The 2,056-nt window shown below is 60.5% G+C and carries 2 protein-coding genes; both read left to right on the top strand.

Annotated elements, in window-relative coordinates; genetic code table 11:
* Positions 1-145 precede the first annotated feature (145 nt).
* Positions 146-1,204 (top strand): L-asparaginase 2, encoded by a 1,059-nt coding sequence (gene ansB, locus AACS18_RS07785; RefSeq protein ID WP_103252119.1) that lies wholly within the window; start codon positions 146-148, stop codon positions 1,202-1,204.
* A 263-nt stretch (positions 1,205-1,467) separates the two neighbouring features.
* Positions 1,468-2,056: CNNM domain-containing protein (locus tag AACS18_RS07780; RefSeq protein WP_146184715.1), on the top strand; the 589-nt coding region annotated here is incomplete at its 3' end.

Genomic DNA, 2,056 nt, shown 5'->3' with positions numbered 1-2,056 from the left:
TTCTCTGCGAGTTAAATTATCTCCATATAGGTATAAAACAGGTTAAAAATCTGTACTCACCTGTCTTTTGGTGAGTTTTATCACAGACCCGGGTTATTAAACGGGCAAACTTGCTGCGATTATTCCAACCATAAGGATTTGCAGCATGACCCTACCGATCCGCAAGACCCTGCTCGCCGCCGTCGTTGGCCTGACCCTCTCCCCCATGGCGATGGCCCTGCCCAGCGTCCATATTCTGGCAACCGGCGGCACCATTGCCGGGGCAGGCCAGTCGGCTACCCAGTCCAACTACGAGGCTGGCAAGGTGGCCATCGAAACCCTGATCGCTGCCGTGCCCGAGATGAAAAACGTGGCCGACGTGCAGGGTGAGCAGGTGGTGAAGATCGGCTCCCAGGACATGAACGACGAGGTTTGGCTCAAGCTGGCCAAGCGGGTCAACGAGCTGCTGGCCAAGGATGACGTGGATGGCATCGTCATTACCCACGGCACCGACACCATGGAAGAGACCGCCTACTTCCTCAATCTGACCGTCAAGAGCGACAAGCCGGTGGTGCTGGTCGGCGCCATGCGCCCCTCCACCGCCATGAGTGCCGATGGCCCGCTCAACCTCTACAACGCCGTGGTGACCGCCTCCGACCCCGCCTCCAAGGGCCGTGGCGTCATGGTGGCGATGAACGACACCGTGCTGGATGCCCGCGACGTCACCAAGACCAACACCACAGGCGTGCAGACCTTCGCCTCCCCCAACTTCGGCCCGCTGGGTTACATCCACAACGGCAAGATCGACTATCAGCGCAGCCCGGCCCGTCTGCACACCAGCAAGACGCCGTTTGACGTGAGCAAGCTCGACAAGCTGCCGCAAGTGGGCATCGTCTACAGCTACGCCAACGCCACCGACTTGCCGGCCAAGGCGATGGTGGATGCCAAGTTCGACGGCATCGTCAGCGCCGGGGTGGGCAACGGCAACCTCTACCACACCCTGTTCGATACCCTGGCCAAGGCGAGCAAGGACGGTATCCGTGTCGTGCGCTCCGCCCGCGTGCCGACCGGCGCCACCACCCTGGATGCCGAGATCGATGATGCCAAGTACGGCTTCGTGGCCTCCGGCACTCTAAACCCGCAGAAGGCGCGGGTGCTGCTGATGCTCTCCCTGACCCAGAGCAAGGATCCGGCCCAGATCCAGCGCTGGTTCCAGCAGTTCTGACAACGGTTGCCTGACAAGTGACAAGCAAGGGCGGGACTTCCCGCCCTTTTCCATCCTGCATGCAATGCCACTTCGCCAAGCACCCGCCTCACCCATTACGTCGTTTGGCGAGGTCATCCTTCCCTTTTCCGGCCATCTTTTTCGGCCACCGCAGAGCGTTGTCATCAAATTAGCGAGCCGGATCACCCGCTTTCACAAGCGCATCGCCGCCAAATTCATTACACTGCCAGCGATCTTATCCACTCAAGGAGTGCTGTTGCTGTATGGAAATATTGATCCTGCTGGGATTGATTTTGCTTAATGGCGTCTTCGCCATGTCAGAAATCGCCATCGTCACCGCACGCAAGGCTCGCCTCGGCAAGCTTGCCTCTGAAGGCAACCGCTCCGCCGCCATTGCCCTCAAACTGGGCGAAGACCCGACCCATTTTCTCTCTGCCGTCCAGATCGGCATTACCAGCATAGGTCTGCTCAACGGTATCTACGGCGAATCCCTGCTGGCCCAGCCCTTTTCCCTCTGGTTGCAGGAGTGGGGACTCCCCGCCAAGAGCAGTGGCCTGATCGCCACCATCATTGTGGTGGTGGTGGTTACTTACCTCTCCATCGTGGTGGGGGAGCTGGTGCCCAAGCGGCTCGGCCAGCTCAATGCCGAGCGCATCGCCTGTCTGGTGGCCCGCCCCATGCACTGGCTCGCCACCCTGACCCGCCCCTTCGTCTGGCTGCTGTCGGCCTCTACCAATGCCAGCCTGCGGCTGCTGCGGGTCAACCAGAACGGCAGCGCCAACGTTACCGAGGAGGAGATCCACGCCATGCTGGTGGAGGGCTCTGAAGCCGGGGTGATCGAGGATCATGAAC

This window comes from Aeromonas sp. HMWF015 (genome assembly GCF_963878965.1).
GTDB lineage: Bacteria > Pseudomonadota > Gammaproteobacteria > Enterobacterales > Aeromonadaceae > Aeromonas > Aeromonas veronii.
Note: the sequence above shows the minus strand (reverse complement) of the source record. Positions and strands in the feature narration are given on the sequence as shown.